Genomic DNA, 15748 nt, shown 5'->3' on the forward strand with positions numbered 1-15748 from the left:
GCGACCGGGAGCGCCTACCGAGCCCGCGCGGCGTCAGGAGGGATCGCGCGCGATCGTCTCCAGCGCGATCGCGTTCGCTCGAGCGAGCACGTCGAGCTGTGCGGGGTTGTAGAGCGCGGCGACCGATTCGATGAGCGTCTGCCACGTGATCTGCGGTCGCTTCCGGTGATGCGCGAGGGGGTCGCGCAGCCACGGGTACTTCCGGAGGTCGCGAGCGAGTCCCACCGCATAGCGTTCCGCCATCCGCGAGCGGGCCTCTTCGCCGGCATCCGCGGGGAGGGCGTCGAACGCGAGGCGCACGTCGTCGCCCTCGGCCTCGAGCATCTCCCGGAGGTCGCTCATGGCCTCGTCGTCGTACAGCTGCGCCCAGATGAGCAGGAGCGCGCGATCGGTGGCGGTGAGGCGCGCGGCGACCTGCTCGAATCCCCGGGGCACATCCGGTCGCGACGCCCCGGCGAGGATCGACCGGATCTCCGACCGCGCCTGCTGCAGGCGCTCGATGGTCGCTGCCAGGTCCTCGTCGACACCCGCGAGCGTCGACAGGGAGCGCTCGTCCCCCGCCGCGACATGATCGACCTGATCGAGGGGCACCCCGAGTTCGCGCAGGCGCCGGATGCGCAGCAACTGCACGAGATGGCGCACCTCGTAGCTCTTGTACCCGTTCGACCGGCGGTCCGGCTGCTCGAGCAGTCCGACCCGGTGGTAGTGGCGTACGGTGTTGACCGTCGTCGCCGCGAGGTCGGCGATCTCCTGTGTGCTCCAGGCCATGCTTCATCCTCTCGCGCGATCGCTCTCCATCCCACCCGTTCGCGCGGATCGGCCACAGTGCTCGCGTGTCACGAGGAAAGGTGACACGGTGTCACTACCGGGGAGGTCGGCTGTCGCGAAGGATCGACAGGATGAAGGCACTCGATCTGTTCCTCAACGCCGCGATCGTCTTCTCGGCGACCGTGTTCCTGGCCTACCTGGGTCTGCTCTACGACTTCGGCCTCTTCACCACGCTTCCGGCGGGGATCACGGGATTCTTCCTGGAGCGCCCGGTGTTGCAGTACGTGGCGCTGGCCGTCACCATCGGCGCGCTGGTGGCGAAGGCGCCGGTGCGGAGGGCCATCCGGCAGGAAGCAGAGGAGGAGTAGTCATCGACGAAGGCACATCCGCGCGGACGGCCGCGAGTCCGCGCATGCACCGGATCGTGATGGGATCCGCGATCCTCGCGATCGCACCGCTCTCCGTGATCGGCGTCGTCCTGACCACGACGTCCTGGTGGGAGACGCTCTTCATCGCCCTGACGCTCGTCTTCACGACGACGGTCCTCAAGGAGTGGAGCCTCGACGGCTACACGCCCCGCATCGTGTTCCTGCTCCTGATCACGGGGGCCGGCTTCGTGTACGGCGCGTTCATGGCCCACAGCCCCATCAGCTTCATGCCCTTCTCGCTCGTCGGCGCCCTGCTGCTCATGCGCGTGGGCAGGCGGAGGATGACGGCCGTGCTGCTCTTCGCGGCCGGAACCGGGGCACTGGGCGCGACGGCGCTCGTGGCGAACCCGATCACCGTCACGCTCGTGGTCTCCTTCATCGTCGTGCCCGCCGTCGGCACCCTCTACATCGCCGCGGTCGTCTTCGCGGGTGAGCAGGCATGGCTGCTGCTGCGCGAGGCGGAGCGCACGAAAGAGGTCGAGGCCGCCCTCGCCGTCGCCGAGGAGCGCGCCCGGTTCGCGGCCGACCTGCACGACATCCAGGGGCAGTCGCTGCACGTCATCAAGCTCAAGGCGGCACTCGCCCGTCGGCTGCTGACCGACGATCCCGCCCGCGCCGCCGAGGAGCTCACCGCGATCCGGACGATGGTCGACGACACCGTCGCCACGACGCGAGAGCTCACGTCCGCGCGGTACGAGATCGACCTCCGCGCCGAACTCGAGAACACCCGCGCCCTGGCCGCGGCCTCCGGCATCGAGGTGAGCATCCGTCAGGAGATCGCCGGTGCGGTCGTGCCGCATCCGCTCCTCGCCCACACACTGCGCGAGGCGACCACCAACTTCCTCCGTCACGCCGACCCCACGTGGGTCACCATCGTCGTCCGGACCGACCGCGTGCAGGTGTCGAACGACGGCGCCCCCGTCGCGGGCGAGATCCGGCCGCACGGCATCGCGCGGCTCCGGCAGCGGATCGAGGAGGCCGGCGGCGAGCTCCACGTCGAACGGCAGGACGGCGTGTTCACGATCGGCGCGCACCTCGCTCCCCGACCTGCCCGGGCGGAGCAGCGATGACCGGCGGGGAGATCATCCGGGTGGTCCTCGCGGACGACGACCAGCTTCTTCGTCGCACGCTCGGCGCACTCCTGGCGCTCGACGGCGAGATCACCGTCGTGGGTGAGGCCGCCGACGGTGCGGAGGCGGTGGCCGTGGTCGTGCGGGAGAGGCCGGACGTGCTCGTGATCGACCTCGAGATGCCCGGCGCCGACGGCCTCCACGCCGTCGACGAGATCCTGCGCGACTTCTCGGATCAGAGGATCCTCCTGCTCACGCGGCACGCGCGGCCGGGGGTCCTGCGGCGAGCGCTCAAGGCGGGCGTCCGCGGCTTCATGAGCAAGTCCGCCGACCCCGAGCTCATCGGGGAGGTCATCGCCCGACTGCACGCGGGCGGCCGGTGGATCGATCACGACATCCTCGAAGCGGCGGTGATCGATGACTCGCCCCTCACCGAGCGCGAACTCGATGCGCTCCGGGAGACGCAGGACGGATACTCCGTCAAGCAGATCTCCGCGCGTCTGCATCTCGCGCCGGGCACGGTCCGCAACTACCTGTCGAGCGCGATGCAGAAGACCCACACGTCATCGCGTCAGGAGGCGGCGCGCCATGCCCGCGCGCGCGGCTGGCTCTGAGTCGTCCTCTCTGCCCGGTGGCGGGTCAACCGGATCGCGAGGCGCCCGCCATGCCGGTCCTCACCTGCTGTCGAGGTGCCCGATCGCCTGCGCGCGGTCGCCGAAGACGGCACGCGCCGCGAGCCAGCTGTCGGCGTCGACGCGCAGGGCGGTCCGGAGGTAGGCGGTGCTCATGCGCTGGACGACGGCGACGCGCTCGGGGTCCTCGTCCGTGGTCTCCGCGACCTCGTGGCCGACGATCCCGCCCAGCGAGTGCTCCGCTCCGTGGAGGGTGAGCAGGTCGGTGGCTCCGGGGCTGTGCGTGTAGGCATCGGTGAACCAGTCCGGGCCGCGGCTCGACATCGCGGACTGATCGCGGTCTCCCGCCACGACGAGTGTCGGCGTGGTCAGCTGGGCGAAGGACGGACGCATGAAGGGGAAGTTCGCCTGCGCGAACGGATGCAGATGCGTGCCGCCGACGCCGGTCGCGGCGAACAGGATGCCCGCGGTCACGCGCTCATCGGACAGGTCGTCGCCGACCCGACCGGCGTCGTCGAGGATCCGCGCGCCGAGGAGCGACTGTGCCGTCTGTCCGCCCCAGGAGTGCCCGGCGGCCGCGATCCGCGTGCGATCCACACGGCCGGCAAGCCCCGGGATCGCCGCCTCGATGGTGTCGAGCTGATCGAGGATGCGCGTGAGGTCGACGATCCGCTCGCTCCAGATGGTCGGGAAGACAGGGTGATCGAAGCCGAACCCGTTACGGCGGGAATCCAGGTGCGTCGGCTGGATCACGACGAACCCCCGGGAGGCCCAGAAGGCCGCGAGCGGGGCGTATCCGTCGAGATTCCACCCGTTGCCGTGCGAGAACAGCACGACGGGCAGGTTCCCGCCGGTCACGGGAGCCGACACCCGCACCTCGAGCGGCACCGGTCGTCCGGGAGCGGTCAGCGTGACCGGGGCGACCGAGACGACCGGGGTGCCCGGGCCGAGGAGGTGGTCGAGTGCGGGGAGGGTCGATGCGGGCATGGTGTTCCTTCCAGGAGTCGGGCTCTGCGAGAATGGTTATCGGAGCGCCGTTCCGCAACGTTACGGAACGTGGTTCCGTAACGCAAGTCGAGATGCCCTGTTCGCGAGGAGAAGCACATGGCGGATGCCCTGGGAGTGCAGCCCGATGCCCGGCGACCCTCGGCGGTCGGCAGGCCGCGGCGGAGTGAGCAGGCGCTCCTCGACGCCGCGGCGGCCGCGTTCGTCGCATCCGGCGTCGACGCCCCGGTGCGCGACATCGCCGCCCGGGCCGGCGTGGGTGTGGGAACCATCTACCGGCACTACCCGACCCGGCCCGAACTGGTCGTCGCCGTGTATCGGCATCAGGTCGACGCGTGCGCGGAGGCGGGGCCCCGGCTGCTCGCGGAGAGCGCGACGCCCGAGGCGGCGCTGCGGGCATGGGTCGCGCTGTTCGTCGACTTCCTCGCCACGAAGCACGGCCTCGCCGGCGCTCTGCAGGGAGACAGCGCCGGATCCGATGCCCTGCACACCTTCTTCGTGGGACGCCTCGTTCCCGTGTGCGGCATACTCCTCGAGGCCGCCCTCGAGTCCGCCGGCACCGCCCCCTCGGTCGATCCCTACAGTGTGCTCAAGGGCATCGGGAACCTCTGCATCGGCGCCGCGTCCGACGCCCGCTACGACGCGGAGGCGCTCGTGCAGGTCTTCCTCACGGGCGTCCTCGCCGGCGACGACCGCTGAGGCGCCGTCGCGGCTCGGCCCGCCGCCCGGCCGGTCGGGTGCGTGACGCTCGCTAGGCGGAGGCGCGGAGCGGCTCGAGGGCGGCCAGGATCAGGTCCAGGCCGAAGTCGAACTCCTCCGCCGCGTCATAGCCGGCGGCCACGAGGGCCGCGGCGGACTCGTGGAGGTACGGGAACTCGTCCGGAGGGAGCTGGGGAAGGTAGACGTCCTCGGTCACCTCTCCGAGCTCTCCACCGGTGTCGAACGGCAGGCTGGCCTCCTGCAGGGCGAACCCGTACACGTAGCTGTCGAGCAGCCAGTTGGCGTGCGTCGCCATCAGCACGGAGAAGCCGGCCTGCCGCAGGCAGGCGGTGACCGCCTCGCGGTGCCGGAGATTCGCGGGGCCCGGCGACGTGCGCGATTCCATGAGGCCGATGGCCCACGGGTGGCGCGCGAGCACCTGCCGGGCCGATGCCGCGCGCCCTCGCAGCGCCGACTGCCAGTCGGTGTCGACCGAGGGGAGCTCGATCTCACCGAACACGATGTCGATCATCGCGTCCAGCAGCTCCTCCTTGTTCGCCACATAGTGATAGAGCGACATCGCTCCCGCGCCGAGCACCGCGGCCAGCCGGCGCATGCTCAATCCGTCGACGCCCTCGCTGTCGGCGAGCCGCACAGCCTCGCTCACGAGCCGCTGCCGACTCAACACCGCGGTCGACGCCGCCGCTGATCCTTCTCTCGCAGACACGCGTCTCCTCGCCGTCGGGACTTGACAATCGTACAGCGTACGCGGATAGTACGGTGTACGACGTACGGTGTACGAACCGCCATCCCGGCGGGAGGCCCGCTCCGCTCGAAGGAAGAACAGATGACCATCCGACCGAACACCCCGACCCTGCTCGCCAGCTCGCCGATCCCGGTGCACGCCAAGCTCGCCGCCGCCTGGACCAGCTTCATGTTCCTGTACATCTACGTCGACTACTTCCACCTCCACAAGCCGGGCGTCATCGACGGCCTCCGCGCGGGCATCGTGTTCGAGTTCGACATCAGCCCGACGCTGTTGACCGTCATGCTCGCGACCCTCGCGGTCCCAGCCCTGATGGTGACACTGTCACTGGCGCTGCCGGCGAGGGTGAACCGCGCGACGAATCTCGTCGTGGCCGCGCTGTACATCCCGTACTCGCTGTTCAACGCGGTCGGCGAGACCGCGGAATGGGCCTTCTTCTACACCCTCTCGATCGGACTCGAGGTGCTGCTCCTGGTGTTCATCCTGCGCTCCGCCTGGGCATGGCCGCGGACGGCTGCGCCTGCCTCGGAACGGGTGACGACGGCCGGCGTCTGAGGGCCCCGGTTCCCCAGGCACCCGAGATCAGTTGAAGTCGCCGCCCGGGGCCATGTCCATGAAGCGCGAGTAGTGGCCCTGGAAGGCGACGGTGATGGTCGCGGTCGGACCGTTACGGTGCTTCGCGACGATCAGGTCGGCCTCACCGGGACGCACGTCCTTGTCGTAGACCGAGTCGCGGTGCAGCAGGATGACCATGTCGGCATCCTGCTCGATCGAGCCGGACTCACGGAGGTCGCTGATGGCGGGCTTCTTGTCGGTGCGCTGCTCGGGGCCTCGATTCAGCTGCGACAGGGCGATGACCGGCACCTGCAGCTCCTTCGCGATGAGCTTGAGGCTTCGCGAGAACTCCGAGACCTCCTGCTGGCGCGACTCGACACGCTTGCCCGACGTCATGAGCTGCAGGTAGTCGATGATGACCATGCGCAGGCCCTCGCGCTGCTTGAGCCGACGGCACTTCGCGCGGATCTCGACCAGGGTCATGTTGGGGCTGTCGTCGATGTAGAGCGGCGCGTCGTTGATGCGCCCGCGCGTCGCGGCGACCGTGGTCCAGTCGCGCGGGTCGAGGTTTCCCTTGCGCATGTTCTGCAGGGGGATCTGGCCCTCGGCGCTCAGCAGACGCATCGCGATCTCGCTCTTGCCCATCTCGAGCGAGAAGAAGACCGAGGGGATGTTGTGGCCGATGGATGCCGACCGCGCGAAGTCGAGCGCGAGCGTGGACTTACCCATGGCGGGACGCGCGGCGACGACGATCATCTGGCCGCCGTGCAGACCGTTGGTGAGCTCGTCGAGCTCCTTGAACCCGGTGGGGACGCCGGTCATCGAGCCGTCGCGGCCACTGGCGGCCTCGATCTCCTCGAGCGCGGCGTCGACCGCGATCTGCAGCGGAACGTAGTCTTCGGCGGCCTCGGTGCCGGTGATCGAGTAGATCTCGGCCTGCGCGTTGTTGACGATGTCGGTCGCGTCGCCCTCACCCGCGTAGCCGAGCTGCACGATGCGGGTGCCGGCGTCGACGAGACGGCGGAGCAGCGCGCGCTCGGAGACGATGCCTGCGTAGTAGCCAGCGTTCGCCGCGGTCGGCACGATCGAGGTGAGCGTGTGCAGGTAGTCGGCTCCACCGGCGCGGCCGAGCTCCCCGGTCTTGATGAGCTCGTCGGTGACGGCGACGACGTCGGTCGGCTCACCGTGCGAGTAGAGCGAGAGCACGGCCTCGAAGATGAGCTCGTGCTTGGGGATGTAGAAGTCGGCGCCCTTGAGCGTCTCGATCACATCGGCGACCGCGTCTTTGGAGAGCAGCATTCCACCGAGGGCACTCTGCTCGGCGAGGAGATCGTGCGGAGGCGTACGCTCCGGACCGCGCTTGCCACCGAGGCGCTCGTCTGAGATGTCTGCGATCGACACACTGCTCCCTTCGATGCGGATCCGAGGATGGGGTTGCACCGCCGTGAACGGCGGAATCATGTCGGCGTCGTGCATCCGACACGCCTGAACACAGCGAAACAGATGCCTCCGACACTCGGTCGCTGGTCCACGGTACGAGCGGCGTTATCCCCATGCAACACAGCCTGTGGATAACCTTGTGGAGAGCGTGCGGACAAACTCGGAGAGTCTGTGCAGAACCCCTGTGCATAACTCCGTGGATGACTTGTGGGGCGAACTTTTTTATGCCGGTTGATCAGGTATTTCCTTCGTCCCCAGCCTGTGGATGGGAAACGACTTCAATCCGTCGTTGAAGGTTTCCCGAAACGGTGTGGCATGTGCAGAACCTGGGGAAAGTCAAGCCAGCGCAACGCCGGGCGCGTCACGTCGGAAGAGCATGCCTTCGACGCCGCCGCTCGCCGCCTTCCAGGGCTGTGTTCACCCCGCCCCCCTGGACACCGGCACCCGGCGCGAGTAACCTCGCCCCCACCGATGCAACAGCATCGGTATCCGTTGCCTTCGGAGGGGGAGGTGGACGTGAACGAGGGAGTGATCCGACGCGGCATGCCTGCCGGCATCCTCTGGGGCGCCCTGGGTGTGGCGGTCTGGGCGGGCCTCACCGTCGTGCTCGGTGGGGGCTCTGCCCACGCCGACGACGGCGACGACAACGCGCTCGATTCCCTCACCTCGCTCGTCGGCGGAACGGTCTCCGACATCACCGATCCCCTCGCTCCCGTGGTCGCCGATGTGGTGGCTCCGATCGTCGAGACCGTGGTCGCCCCCGTCACGCAGACACCGCCGCCCGCGGTCGACACGGTCGTCGAGACGGTGGCTCCGGTGCCGGTGGTCGGAACCGTGACGACTCCCGTCGTGGAGACGGTCTCCGAGACGGTCGACACGGTGACCACCCCCGTCGTGGATGTCCTGACCGATTCCCCGCTGACATCCGTCACGCAGCCCGTGATCGATGTCGTCACCGAGATCCCCGTCGTGGGTGACCTCGTCGGCGATCTGGGCGTGATCGACATCGTCGAGACGGTCATCGACGCGGTGGACGACACGACGGCGGTCATCGGAACCGTCATCCCCGACGTCGTCGCTCCGGTGACCGACGTTCCGGATACCGACGACACCGGCACGGATACTCCCCCCGACGGCACGGACGGCACCCTGACGGGTGACGTGTCCGCACCGCCCGTCCTGAGCACCGCGCTCTCCTCCTCCGACCCGCGCGCATCGCGGGCAGCTGCCGCCCCGGCCCTCCTCTCCGCCGCACCGGCAGGCTCCGTGACGTCGGCCTCCGCGGAGTACTCGCGGAGCGGCGGGCCGCCACACCCCTCGGGATGGCCTCCCGTGGCGCCGTCCACCCCCTCCTCGTCCTCCGCCGGCACCGGCGGAAGCTCTTCGATCTTCCCGGCGCTCTTCAGCGACGCCGGAGTCTTCCCCTCTCCCGCCACGCAGCGGGAGCCCCGCGCATCCGATGACGTCGTTCCGACGTCGCGGGTGGGCGACACCGACGTCTCTCCTGACTGACCGGTTGTCCCGTCGTCGTTCCCGACGACAGATGCTTTGCTGCGCGCGCACTCGATCGCGCGCACCCATCCAGACAACCATTCCTTCAAGGAGAAGAATCATGCGTACTTTCCTCAAGCGGGCCCTGTGGGGCACGCTCCTCGCCGGCGGGGTCACCCTGCTCGGCGCGACAGCCGCGAACGCGGCAGAGACAACCGGTGACGAGGGGTTGCTCTCGGGCACCCAGATCGTGTCGGAGGTGACCGCTCCCCTGACGATCGTGGACAACGCGGTCTCCCTGCTGGGCGACTCGTCGGTGACCGCACCGGCACCCGCACCCGCACCGGCACCCGCGCCGGCACCGGCGCCCGCGACAGCGCCGGAGCCGTCATCGCCCGTGAAGCAGCCGCCGGTGCCCGACACCAGCGGTGACTCAAGCGTCGGCTCGGGATCCCAGGCCGTCATCGAGGTCGTGGTGCCCGTGACCGTCACCGGCAACGCCATCAGCGTGGTCGGCGACAGTGCGAGCACGACCTCCGACACGACGTCCGCTCCAGTCGCTCCGGCTCCGGAGGCACCGGCGGTGCGCACGAACGGCATCGACGGGCTGCTCTCCGGCACCCAGGGGCTCGTGCAGCTCGACGTTCCCGTCACCGTGACGGACAACGCCATCTCGGTCGTCGGAGATTCCCACACGGCCGGCACTCCCCCGGCGGATGCGGTCGCGCCTTCGACGACCGCTCCCGCTACGGAGGCGGGTACCAGCGGAACGGACAGCGTCCTCGGCGGCACCCAGGTCGTGGCTCCGATCTCGCTGCCGATCACCGTCGGCGGCAACGCCGTCTCGGTCGTCGGAGACAGCATCACCACCGGTATGACGCCCACCACCGCTCCCGCCACCGAGGCGGACACCAGCGGCACCACGGGCTCGCGCACCGACGGCGAGGACAGCGTCCTCGGCGGCACCCAGGTCGTGGCCCCCGTCACCGCCCCCCTCACCGCCACCGGCAACGCCATCTCCGTCCTCGGAGACAGCACCACCACCGGTATGACGCCGACCACCGCTCCCGCCACCCCGGCGGACACCAGCGGTGACACCAGCGGTGCGGACAGCATCCTCGGCGGCACCCAGGTCGTGACACCGATCTCGCTCCCGATCACGCTCGGCGGCAACGCCGTCTCCGTGATCGGGGACAGCACGGTGACCACGCCGGGAACGAACACCGGAACCGACCCGGGCACCGACCCCGGAACCGACCCGGGCACCGACCCCGGAACGGACCCGGGAACGGACCCCGGCACCGACCCCGGCACGGACCCGGGAACGGACCCCGGCACCGACCCCGGCACCGACCCGGGAACGGACCCCGGCACCGGTGACGCCACCGCAGCCGCCGGCACGATGTCCGGCGGGGCTGTGGTCGCCGGAGCCGCGGAGGGTCTCGCGATGACGGGCGGGGCGCCGACACTCGGCCTCGCGCTGATCGCGGCATTCCTCCTCGCGATCGGAGCCGGCCTGCTGCGCCGTCGCGTGACGACGTAGCCACGATCCCGGCCGGTGCGGGAGTCCTCGGGGGAGGAGACCCTGCACCCGCCGGTGCGGAGGGCGGTCGGTGATCGACGCCCCCGCGAATCGCGGATGCCCCGAGGTGCACGGCACCCCGGGGCATCCGCCGCGCGCTCGGGCGACGGTGAAGCCGGACCGGGGGACGCCGGAAACGTCGAACGCCCCCTGTCCCGGAGGACAGAGGGCGTTCGCACCGCGGCGGACTCGAGAGCCCGTCGACGGAATTACTTGGCGGCGACGACCTGCAGCGTGATGACCGCGGTCACGTCGTCGTGCAGACGAACGGTGGCCTCGTGGTCACCCGTCGTCTTGATCGGCGAGGTGATGTGCACCTTGCGTTTGTCGATCGCACCGAGACCGGCAGCCGCGACAGCATCCGCGACGTGGTCGGTCTTGACCGAGCCGAAGAGACGACCCTCCTTGCCGGCCTTGACCGTGAGGCGCACCTTGGTGCCCTCGAGGGCGTCCTTGAGTGCGACAGCGTCGTCACGATCGTGGATCGCGCGTGCCTGACGCGCGGCCTGGATCGATGCGACCTGCTTTTCGCCACCGCGGGTCCACGCCGTAGCGAAGCCCTGCGGGATGAGGAAGTTACGGGCGTACCCGTTCTTGACCTCGACGACGTCTCCAGCGCTACCCAGCCCTGCGACCTCGTTCGTGAGAATCAGCTTTGCCATCTCGATACCCCTTACCGGCCGGCGCCAGCGTAGGGCAGGAGCGCCATTTCGCGCGCGTTCTTGATCGCCGTGGCGATCAGACGCTGCTCCTGCACCGAGACACCGGTGATACGACGGGCGCGGATCTTCCCGCGCTCCGAGACGAACTTGCGGAGGGTGGCGACATCCTTGTAATCGATGACTCCGACCCGGATGGACTTCGCGGGAGCGGTGGGCTTGCCACCCTTCCGCGGCTTGCGGCGGTCGCCGCTCGACTTTCCAGCCATGGTTTTTCCTTAGTGATGAGCGGATGCGGAGCCCGAGACGAGCTCAGGGACCGGATCCGGAGAGATTTTCAGAACGGGGTGTCGTCGCCGAAGCTGCCCGGAGTGCTCCAGGCATCTGCACTGGTCGACGAGCCGGGGGTCGACCACGGCTCCTCCGACACCTGTGCGGGACGAGACTGCCCGCCGCCGGCACCACCGGCACCGCCGGCACCACCGTTCGAGGCAGCGCGGGTGACCTGCGCGGTGGCGTACCGGAGCGAGGGGCCGATCTCGTCGACCTCCAGCTCGATCGCCGTGCGCTGGTTGCCCTCGCGGTCCTGGTAGGAGCGCTGGCGCAGACGGCCCTGCGCGATGACGCGCATGCCCTTCGTCAGCGAACCTGCCACGTGCTCTGCGAACTCGCGCCAGACGGATGCACGGAGGAACAGCGCGTCGCCGTCCTTCCACTCATTCGCGGCACGGTCGAAGTTGCGCGGCGTGGATGCGATGGTGAAGTTCGCCACCGGCAGCCCGTTCTGCGTGTAGCGCAGCTCGGGATCGGCCGTGAGGTTGCCCACCACGGTGATGACGGTTTCGCCGGCCATGAGACTTAGGCCTTCGCAGCCTTGGCGGCCTTGCGGGCTGCCTTCTCGTCGGAGCGCTTCGCCTCGGCGATGACCATCGCCTGAGCCTCTTCCGACCGCAGCACCTTGGTGCGCATGATCTGCTCGTTCAGCTTGAGCAGACGGTCGAGCTCCTGGGTGGCCTCGCTGGTCGCGGTGAAGTTGACGACGGCGTAGATGCCCTCGGTCTTCTTCTGGATCTCGTATGCCAGACGGCGCTTACCCCAGATGTCGACCTTGTCAATCGAGCCACCATCGTTGGTGATGACCTTCAGGAACTTGTCGAGCGTCGGGGCGACCTGGCGCTCGTCGATCTCGGGGGTCAGAATGACCATGAGTTCGTACTGGTGCGTCACTTACCCACCTCCTTCGGACTAGAACGGCTTCCGGGGCTTTCCCGGAAGCAGGAGGGTGTGTGAACGTGTCGGCCCGAAGCATCCGAATGGATGCCGGTAGGCAGACAACCTGCCCAGTCTAGCGCAGTGCAGGCCGCCTGGCGAACGACGGCGCCCGAGCGCCGCGCGCCCGGGCGCCGAGGCTCCTCCGCCTCAGCAGAACTGGTCGGGGCCGCCCCACCCGCCGACCCACGCCTCGACGCGCGGATCCGCACGTAGCGGGTGGACGCCGATGACGGACACCCGGGCGGTCGCGAACCCCTCGCCCGTGCCCCAGCGGGCGGCACGGCGCACGGCTCGCCGAGACCGCAGCACGCCGAGCCCGGAGCCGTCAGCGGCCACCAGGTCGGCGCTGCCGACGTCTCCCGTTCCGAGCGTCGTGACCAGCTCGGCGATCGCGCGCGGTTCGAGCACGACGATCGGGCGCTCCAGCTCCCAGATCACCCGCGCGTCGCCGTCGGCACCCCCGACCACGATGCGGGGGTCGAGCGGGAGAGCCCCGGTATCCGCCTCGACATCCAGGTGGACCCGCGCCCGAGGGAAGGCCGACAGGACCGAATCGGCCGCGACGAACAGCGCCTCGGGCGTGTGCTCCCCGCGCAGCCGGACGATCAGGTCGTGCGCGTCCGAGCGGAGTGCGCGCGGTGCGGAGCCGGTCACCGGGATCGCCGAGACGAGGCGCATGGTCTGCGCGTTCGCCCGCGTGATCCCCGAGCCGTCACGCGCCGACCACTCCGGGCCGTCGTGCCAGGCGACCGCGTCCGGCACATGAGCGAGCACCGCGCCCGCCTGCCACATGCGGTGCGCCCACTCCCAGTCCTCTCCGCCGTAGCCCGTGAAGGACTCGTCGAAGCCGCCGACCTCGTCGAAGAGTCGACGCGAGCAGGCGATGACCGCGCCGATCACGAAACGGTAGGACCGGTCGTCGGCATCGCGCAGATCGCGACTGCGCCGGTACTCCTCGGTGAGCCACCCCGGCTCGGGCAGCTCGCGTCCGGCCGCCGCGACGGTCACCGGCACATCCGTCGCGACCCCGGTGAAGTCGGCATGCCGACGACGACCGACGGTGACAGCCTCGGGAAGCAGGGCCGGAAGCCGGGTGAGGGCTCGGACGTAGCGGGGCTCCGGGGCGGTGTCGGCATCCAGGAAGCACAGCACCTCGCCGCTGCTCGCCCGCACGCCGAGATTGCGGACGGCGGCCAGTCGGAAGCCGTGGTCGCTCTGACGCACGAGGATCACGTCGTCGGGCACGACGACCTCGCCCGGAGAGCCGTCATCGGCCACCACGATCTCGAGGAGATCCCGCGGATAGTCCTGGGCGGCCAGCGCCTGCAGCACCCGCGCGAGTTCCGCGGGCTGGTCGTAGTGGGCGACGATCACCGACACCGTCGGCAGTCGTTCCGGAACGATCCCGTCGAGCTCGTCCCATCGGTTGCCAATGACCCACGGACGCAGGGTCGTCATGGCAGCCCGTCCCACCAGCGCGTGTAGGCGTCGACCACCTCGGGCCACGACATCGGCAGCCGGGACAGCCCGTGCCAGGTCGTGTCCGGATGCTCCGCGGCATCGCGCACGGCACCGGCGAGCTGCGCTCCGTCGACCGTGAGCAGAGTGCCCGGGCGAAGTGCCGCCATCTCGTCGAAGTAGCGGTTGCGCACCGCCACCGGGCGCCGCCCCCAGCTGATCCACGAGGCCAGGGATCCGGATGCCGAGACGTGCTGGTGCGCGATCACCGGTACCGACACGGCCCGACCTCGACGAGCGATCTCCTCGTCGTCGAGCCAGCCGGTCACCTCGACGTCGACACCGGCGGCCGCCGCCCGACGCACGAACGCCTCGAGATCGGCGGCGTGCCCTTCGGAGGCGCGGCCGAGAACCGTCAGGCGAGAGATGCCCGCTGCCGCGGCGGCGAGCGCGGCCTCGTCATGCCCCTTGCCGGGATAGAAGTAGCCGAGCACGCCGACGGAGCCGTCCGGCTCGACCGGTCGGACGACCTCGTGCAGCGCGACCGGCAGCGGGATGCTCACCGCCGCGCCGGACCACACGTCCTCCTCGCGCAGCAGAGCGATCTCGTGCGCGCTGTTGACGACGACCCCTCGGGCAGCCGCGGCGACGGCCGCGTACGCCGCGCGCCGACGCGGCAGATTGCGCTCTCCATCCGACGGCTGCGGCAGGTCGTGCAGGGTGACGCTCACCGGTCGGCGTGCGGCGAGCGCGACGAACGCCCGGGCAGCGTCCTCCGGCGAGTCCGCCCAGAGCCGGTCGGTGAAGTGGACGTGCACCGGGGCTTCGGGAGGGGCCGCGTCGAGAAAGGCCGGCTCCACGGTCTGAACGGACGGATGCCCGGCGCGCACGGCAGCCGCCACCTCCCGTTCATAGACGGCGACGCCGTGCGTTCCGGGGTGGACGAGCAGCAGGGGCCGGACGCTCATGCCGCCCGCCAGATCGACAGCAGCGGCGCGAGACGCTCCACGGCCGCGGCCACGAACGCCGGGTGGGCGGCGTACCAGTCGAGGTGTGCGGCGCGCACCGCGGCATCGTCGACCGCCACGCCCTCCACGAGCCAGTGCTCGCGCGGCTCGACTGTGAGCGACCAGGCGTCGACGACCTCACGCCCGAGCGGCGCCTGCACCGCGTCGAGCAGGGGGCGACCGGGGTCGATCGGACCGCCGTCGAGACCGAGGGCGTCGAGCACCCGGGCGGCGAGCGGCAGCCACACCGCGTTGCCGGGGTGGTTGATCGTGCGCGCGTGATCCGCCGTCACGGTGTCGAAGAGGTCGGACACCCGCACGTCGGCGGTCACCTCGCGAGCCCGCAGGGTGTCGATCGACATCTGCCCGACGGCGCGCACCGCCTCCGGGGGCAGCGCGGCGGCCGAGGAGAGCCCGGCCGCCTTCGCCAGGGTCCGGACATCGTGATACGCGACGATCGGCGGGTCGCCCTCCACGCCGGGCACACGGATGGCCGCCTGGTACGGGTGCAGTCCCCCGAAGCGGACCGGAGGCACGGTCAGCATCCGCGCGTCGGAGACCGCCGCGATCTGTCGTGTGCCGAGCGGCAGGTCGCGGTAGTCATCGCGGATGGGCTGACTCACCACGATCTCGGCCGCTCCGACGAGCTCGTGCAGGCGCGCGGTGTCGGCCGCGTCCAGCTCGAACACCGGCGGGACTCGCACGAACCGACGCTCCGGCGCATCCATCACCAGGCGCAGCGACTCGGCCTGGCAGTTGCCGAGGACGACGCCGAAACGGTCGGGCAGGGGCGCGAGGCCGAAGAATTCGGAGTAATGGCGGCGCCGCGCTAGCACCGGCGACCCGTCCGGCGCAACGGCCGTGCCGAGTTCGTCTCGATGGCTCATGATTCGAACGTATACCTTCTGCATCTCTG

General features: G+C 70.1%; 18 protein-coding genes. 7 read left to right on the forward strand and 11 right to left on the reverse strand.

Going from position 1 to position 15748, the window contains the following annotated elements; all coding sequences use genetic code 11:
* Positions 1–33 precede the first annotated feature (33 nt).
* On the reverse strand, positions 34–768 hold the full coding sequence (locus tag ACWA14_RS15655; protein ID WP_463795333.1) for a MerR family transcriptional regulator: 735 nt from the start codon (positions 766–768) through the stop codon (positions 34–36).
* A gap of 131 nt (positions 769–899) precedes the next feature.
* Here ACWA14_RS15655 and ACWA14_RS15660 point away from each other — a divergent pair, with 131 nt between their 5' ends.
* From ACWA14_RS15660 to ACWA14_RS15670, 3 genes are read left to right on the forward strand one after another with little or no spacing between them, the layout of a single operon-like run.
* On the forward strand, positions 900–1136 hold the full coding sequence (locus tag ACWA14_RS15660; RefSeq protein ID WP_463795334.1) for a hypothetical protein: 237 nt from the start codon (positions 900–902) through the stop codon (positions 1134–1136).
* Positions 1137–1180: 44 nt separating this feature from the next.
* Positions 1181–2266 carry a sensor histidine kinase gene (locus ACWA14_RS15665; protein WP_463795335.1) on the forward strand — a complete coding sequence of 362 codons (1086 nt, stop codon included), beginning with the start codon at positions 1181–1183 and terminating at the stop codon, positions 2264–2266.
* A complete protein-coding gene (locus ACWA14_RS15670) occupies positions 2263–2880 on the forward strand; it encodes a response regulator transcription factor (protein ID WP_463795336.1) in 618 nt (205 codons plus the stop codon). The genes ACWA14_RS15665 and ACWA14_RS15670 overlap by 4 nt, the downstream gene beginning before the upstream one ends.
* A gap of 60 nt (positions 2881–2940) precedes the next feature.
* Here ACWA14_RS15670 and ACWA14_RS15675 read toward each other — a convergent pair whose 3' ends face one another.
* On the reverse strand, positions 2941–3885 hold the full coding sequence (locus ACWA14_RS15675; RefSeq protein ID WP_463795337.1) for an alpha/beta hydrolase family protein: 945 nt from the start codon (positions 3883–3885) through the stop codon (positions 2941–2943).
* 117 nt (positions 3886–4002) lie between these two features.
* On the opposite strand from ACWA14_RS15675, the gene ACWA14_RS15680 reads away from it, so the two are divergent.
* Positions 4003–4602 carry a TetR/AcrR family transcriptional regulator gene (locus ACWA14_RS15680; protein ID WP_463795338.1) on the forward strand — a complete coding sequence of 200 codons (600 nt, stop codon included), beginning with the start codon at positions 4003–4005 and terminating at the stop codon, positions 4600–4602.
* 52 nt (positions 4603–4654) lie between these two features.
* Here the strand turns inward: ACWA14_RS15680 and ACWA14_RS15685 are convergent, their stop codons facing one another.
* Complete coding sequence (locus ACWA14_RS15685) at positions 4655–5329, reverse strand: TetR/AcrR family transcriptional regulator (protein WP_463795339.1); 675 nt, start codon at positions 5327–5329, stop codon at positions 4655–4657.
* Between the two features lie 120 nt (positions 5330–5449).
* Here ACWA14_RS15685 and ACWA14_RS15690 point away from each other — a divergent pair, with 120 nt between their 5' ends.
* Positions 5450–5923 (forward strand): DUF6326 family protein, encoded by a 474-nt coding sequence (locus ACWA14_RS15690; protein WP_463795340.1) that lies wholly within the window; start codon positions 5450–5452, stop codon positions 5921–5923.
* A 27-nt stretch (positions 5924–5950) separates the two neighbouring features.
* Here the strand turns inward: ACWA14_RS15690 and dnaB are convergent, their stop codons facing one another.
* Positions 5951–7324: a replicative DNA helicase gene (dnaB, locus tag ACWA14_RS15695; protein ID WP_463795341.1), complete on the reverse strand. Its 1374-nt coding sequence runs from the start codon at positions 7322–7324 to the stop codon at positions 5951–5953.
* Between the two features lie 555 nt (positions 7325–7879).
* On the opposite strand from dnaB, the gene ACWA14_RS15700 reads away from it, so the two are divergent.
* Positions 7880–8875 (forward strand): hypothetical protein, encoded by a 996-nt coding sequence (locus ACWA14_RS15700; protein ID WP_463795342.1) that lies wholly within the window; start codon positions 7880–7882, stop codon positions 8873–8875.
* Between the two features lie 100 nt (positions 8876–8975).
* Complete coding sequence (locus ACWA14_RS15705) at positions 8976–10397, forward strand: hypothetical protein (protein ID WP_463795343.1); 1422 nt, start codon at positions 8976–8978, stop codon at positions 10395–10397.
* Positions 10398–10645: 248 nt separating this feature from the next.
* Here ACWA14_RS15705 and rplI read toward each other — a convergent pair whose 3' ends face one another.
* The 7 genes from rplI to ACWA14_RS15740 all read right to left on the reverse strand — a co-directional run bounded on the left by rplI (position 10646) and on the right by ACWA14_RS15740 (position 15719).
* Entirely contained in the window at positions 10646–11098 is a 453-nt protein-coding gene (gene rplI, locus ACWA14_RS15710; protein WP_463795344.1) for a 50S ribosomal protein L9, read from the reverse strand.
* 11 nt (positions 11099–11109) lie between these two features.
* Positions 11110–11364, reverse strand: coding sequence for a 30S ribosomal protein S18 (gene rpsR, locus ACWA14_RS15715; RefSeq protein WP_017829850.1), 255 nt, complete (start codon positions 11362–11364; stop codon positions 11110–11112).
* A 68-nt stretch (positions 11365–11432) separates the two neighbouring features.
* Positions 11433–11948: a single-stranded DNA-binding protein gene (locus ACWA14_RS15720; RefSeq protein WP_247628406.1), complete on the reverse strand. Its 516-nt coding sequence runs from the start codon at positions 11946–11948 to the stop codon at positions 11433–11435.
* 5 nt (positions 11949–11953) lie between these two features.
* Positions 11954–12322 carry a 30S ribosomal protein S6 gene (gene rpsF / locus ACWA14_RS15725; RefSeq protein WP_463795345.1) on the reverse strand — a complete coding sequence of 123 codons (369 nt, stop codon included), beginning with the start codon at positions 12320–12322 and terminating at the stop codon, positions 11954–11956.
* A gap of 192 nt (positions 12323–12514) precedes the next feature.
* Entirely contained in the window at positions 12515–13825 is a 1311-nt protein-coding gene (locus tag ACWA14_RS15730) for a glycosyltransferase family 2 protein (protein ID WP_463795346.1), read from the reverse strand.
* Complete coding sequence (locus tag ACWA14_RS15735; RefSeq protein WP_463795347.1) at positions 13822–14793, reverse strand: hypothetical protein; 972 nt, start codon at positions 14791–14793, stop codon at positions 13822–13824. The genes ACWA14_RS15730 and ACWA14_RS15735 overlap by 4 nt, the downstream gene beginning before the upstream one ends.
* The gene (locus ACWA14_RS15740; RefSeq protein WP_463795348.1) at positions 14790–15719 is read right to left on the reverse strand and encodes a WcbI family polysaccharide biosynthesis putative acetyltransferase; all 930 of its coding nucleotides are present in this window, start codon (positions 15717–15719) and stop codon (positions 14790–14792) included. Before ACWA14_RS15740 ends, ACWA14_RS15735 begins: the two co-directional genes overlap by 4 nt.
* Positions 15720–15748 lie beyond the last annotated feature (29 nt).

Source organism: Microbacterium sp. TW_SC_2, assembly GCF_055361165.1.

What these genes read in the sequence shown, in the direction of transcription:
- ACWA14_RS15720 (WP_247628406.1), bottom strand. Translation starts at nt 11,948, where the DNA reads ATGGCCGGCGAAACCGTCATCACCGTGGTGGGCAACCTCACGGCCGAT.
- ACWA14_RS15735 (WP_463795347.1), bottom strand. Translation starts at nt 14,793, where the DNA reads ATGAGCGTCCGGCCCCTGCTGCTCGTCCACCCCGGAACGCACGGCGTC.
- ACWA14_RS15665 (WP_463795335.1), top strand. Translation starts at nt 1,181, where the DNA reads ATGCACCGGATCGTGATGGGATCCGCGATCCTCGCGATCGCACCGCTC.
- ACWA14_RS15675 (WP_463795337.1), bottom strand. Translation starts at nt 3,885, where the DNA reads ATGCCCGCATCGACCCTCCCCGCACTCGACCACCTCCTCGGCCCGGGC.
- ACWA14_RS15655 (WP_463795333.1), bottom strand. Translation starts at nt 768, where the DNA reads ATGGCCTGGAGCACACAGGAGATCGCCGACCTCGCGGCGACGACGGTC.
- rplI (WP_463795344.1), bottom strand. Translation starts at nt 11,098, where the DNA reads ATGGCAAAGCTGATTCTCACGAACGAGGTCGCAGGGCTGGGTAGCGCT.
- rpsR (WP_017829850.1), bottom strand. Translation starts at nt 11,364, where the DNA reads ATGGCTGGAAAGTCGAGCGGCGACCGCCGCAAGCCGCGGAAGGGTGGC.
- ACWA14_RS15670 (WP_463795336.1), top strand. Translation starts at nt 2,263, where the DNA reads ATGACCGGCGGGGAGATCATCCGGGTGGTCCTCGCGGACGACGACCAG.
- ACWA14_RS15705 (WP_463795343.1), top strand. Translation starts at nt 8,976, where the DNA reads ATGCGTACTTTCCTCAAGCGGGCCCTGTGGGGCACGCTCCTCGCCGGC.
- ACWA14_RS15740 (WP_463795348.1), bottom strand. Translation starts at nt 15,719, where the DNA reads ATGAGCCATCGAGACGAACTCGGCACGGCCGTTGCGCCGGACGGGTCG.
- ACWA14_RS15680 (WP_463795338.1), top strand. Translation starts at nt 4,003, where the DNA reads ATGGCGGATGCCCTGGGAGTGCAGCCCGATGCCCGGCGACCCTCGGCG.
- ACWA14_RS15660 (WP_463795334.1), top strand. Translation starts at nt 900, where the DNA reads ATGAAGGCACTCGATCTGTTCCTCAACGCCGCGATCGTCTTCTCGGCG.
- ACWA14_RS15730 (WP_463795346.1), bottom strand. Translation starts at nt 13,825, where the DNA reads ATGACGACCCTGCGTCCGTGGGTCATTGGCAACCGATGGGACGAGCTC.
- ACWA14_RS15690 (WP_463795340.1), top strand. Translation starts at nt 5,450, where the DNA reads ATGACCATCCGACCGAACACCCCGACCCTGCTCGCCAGCTCGCCGATC.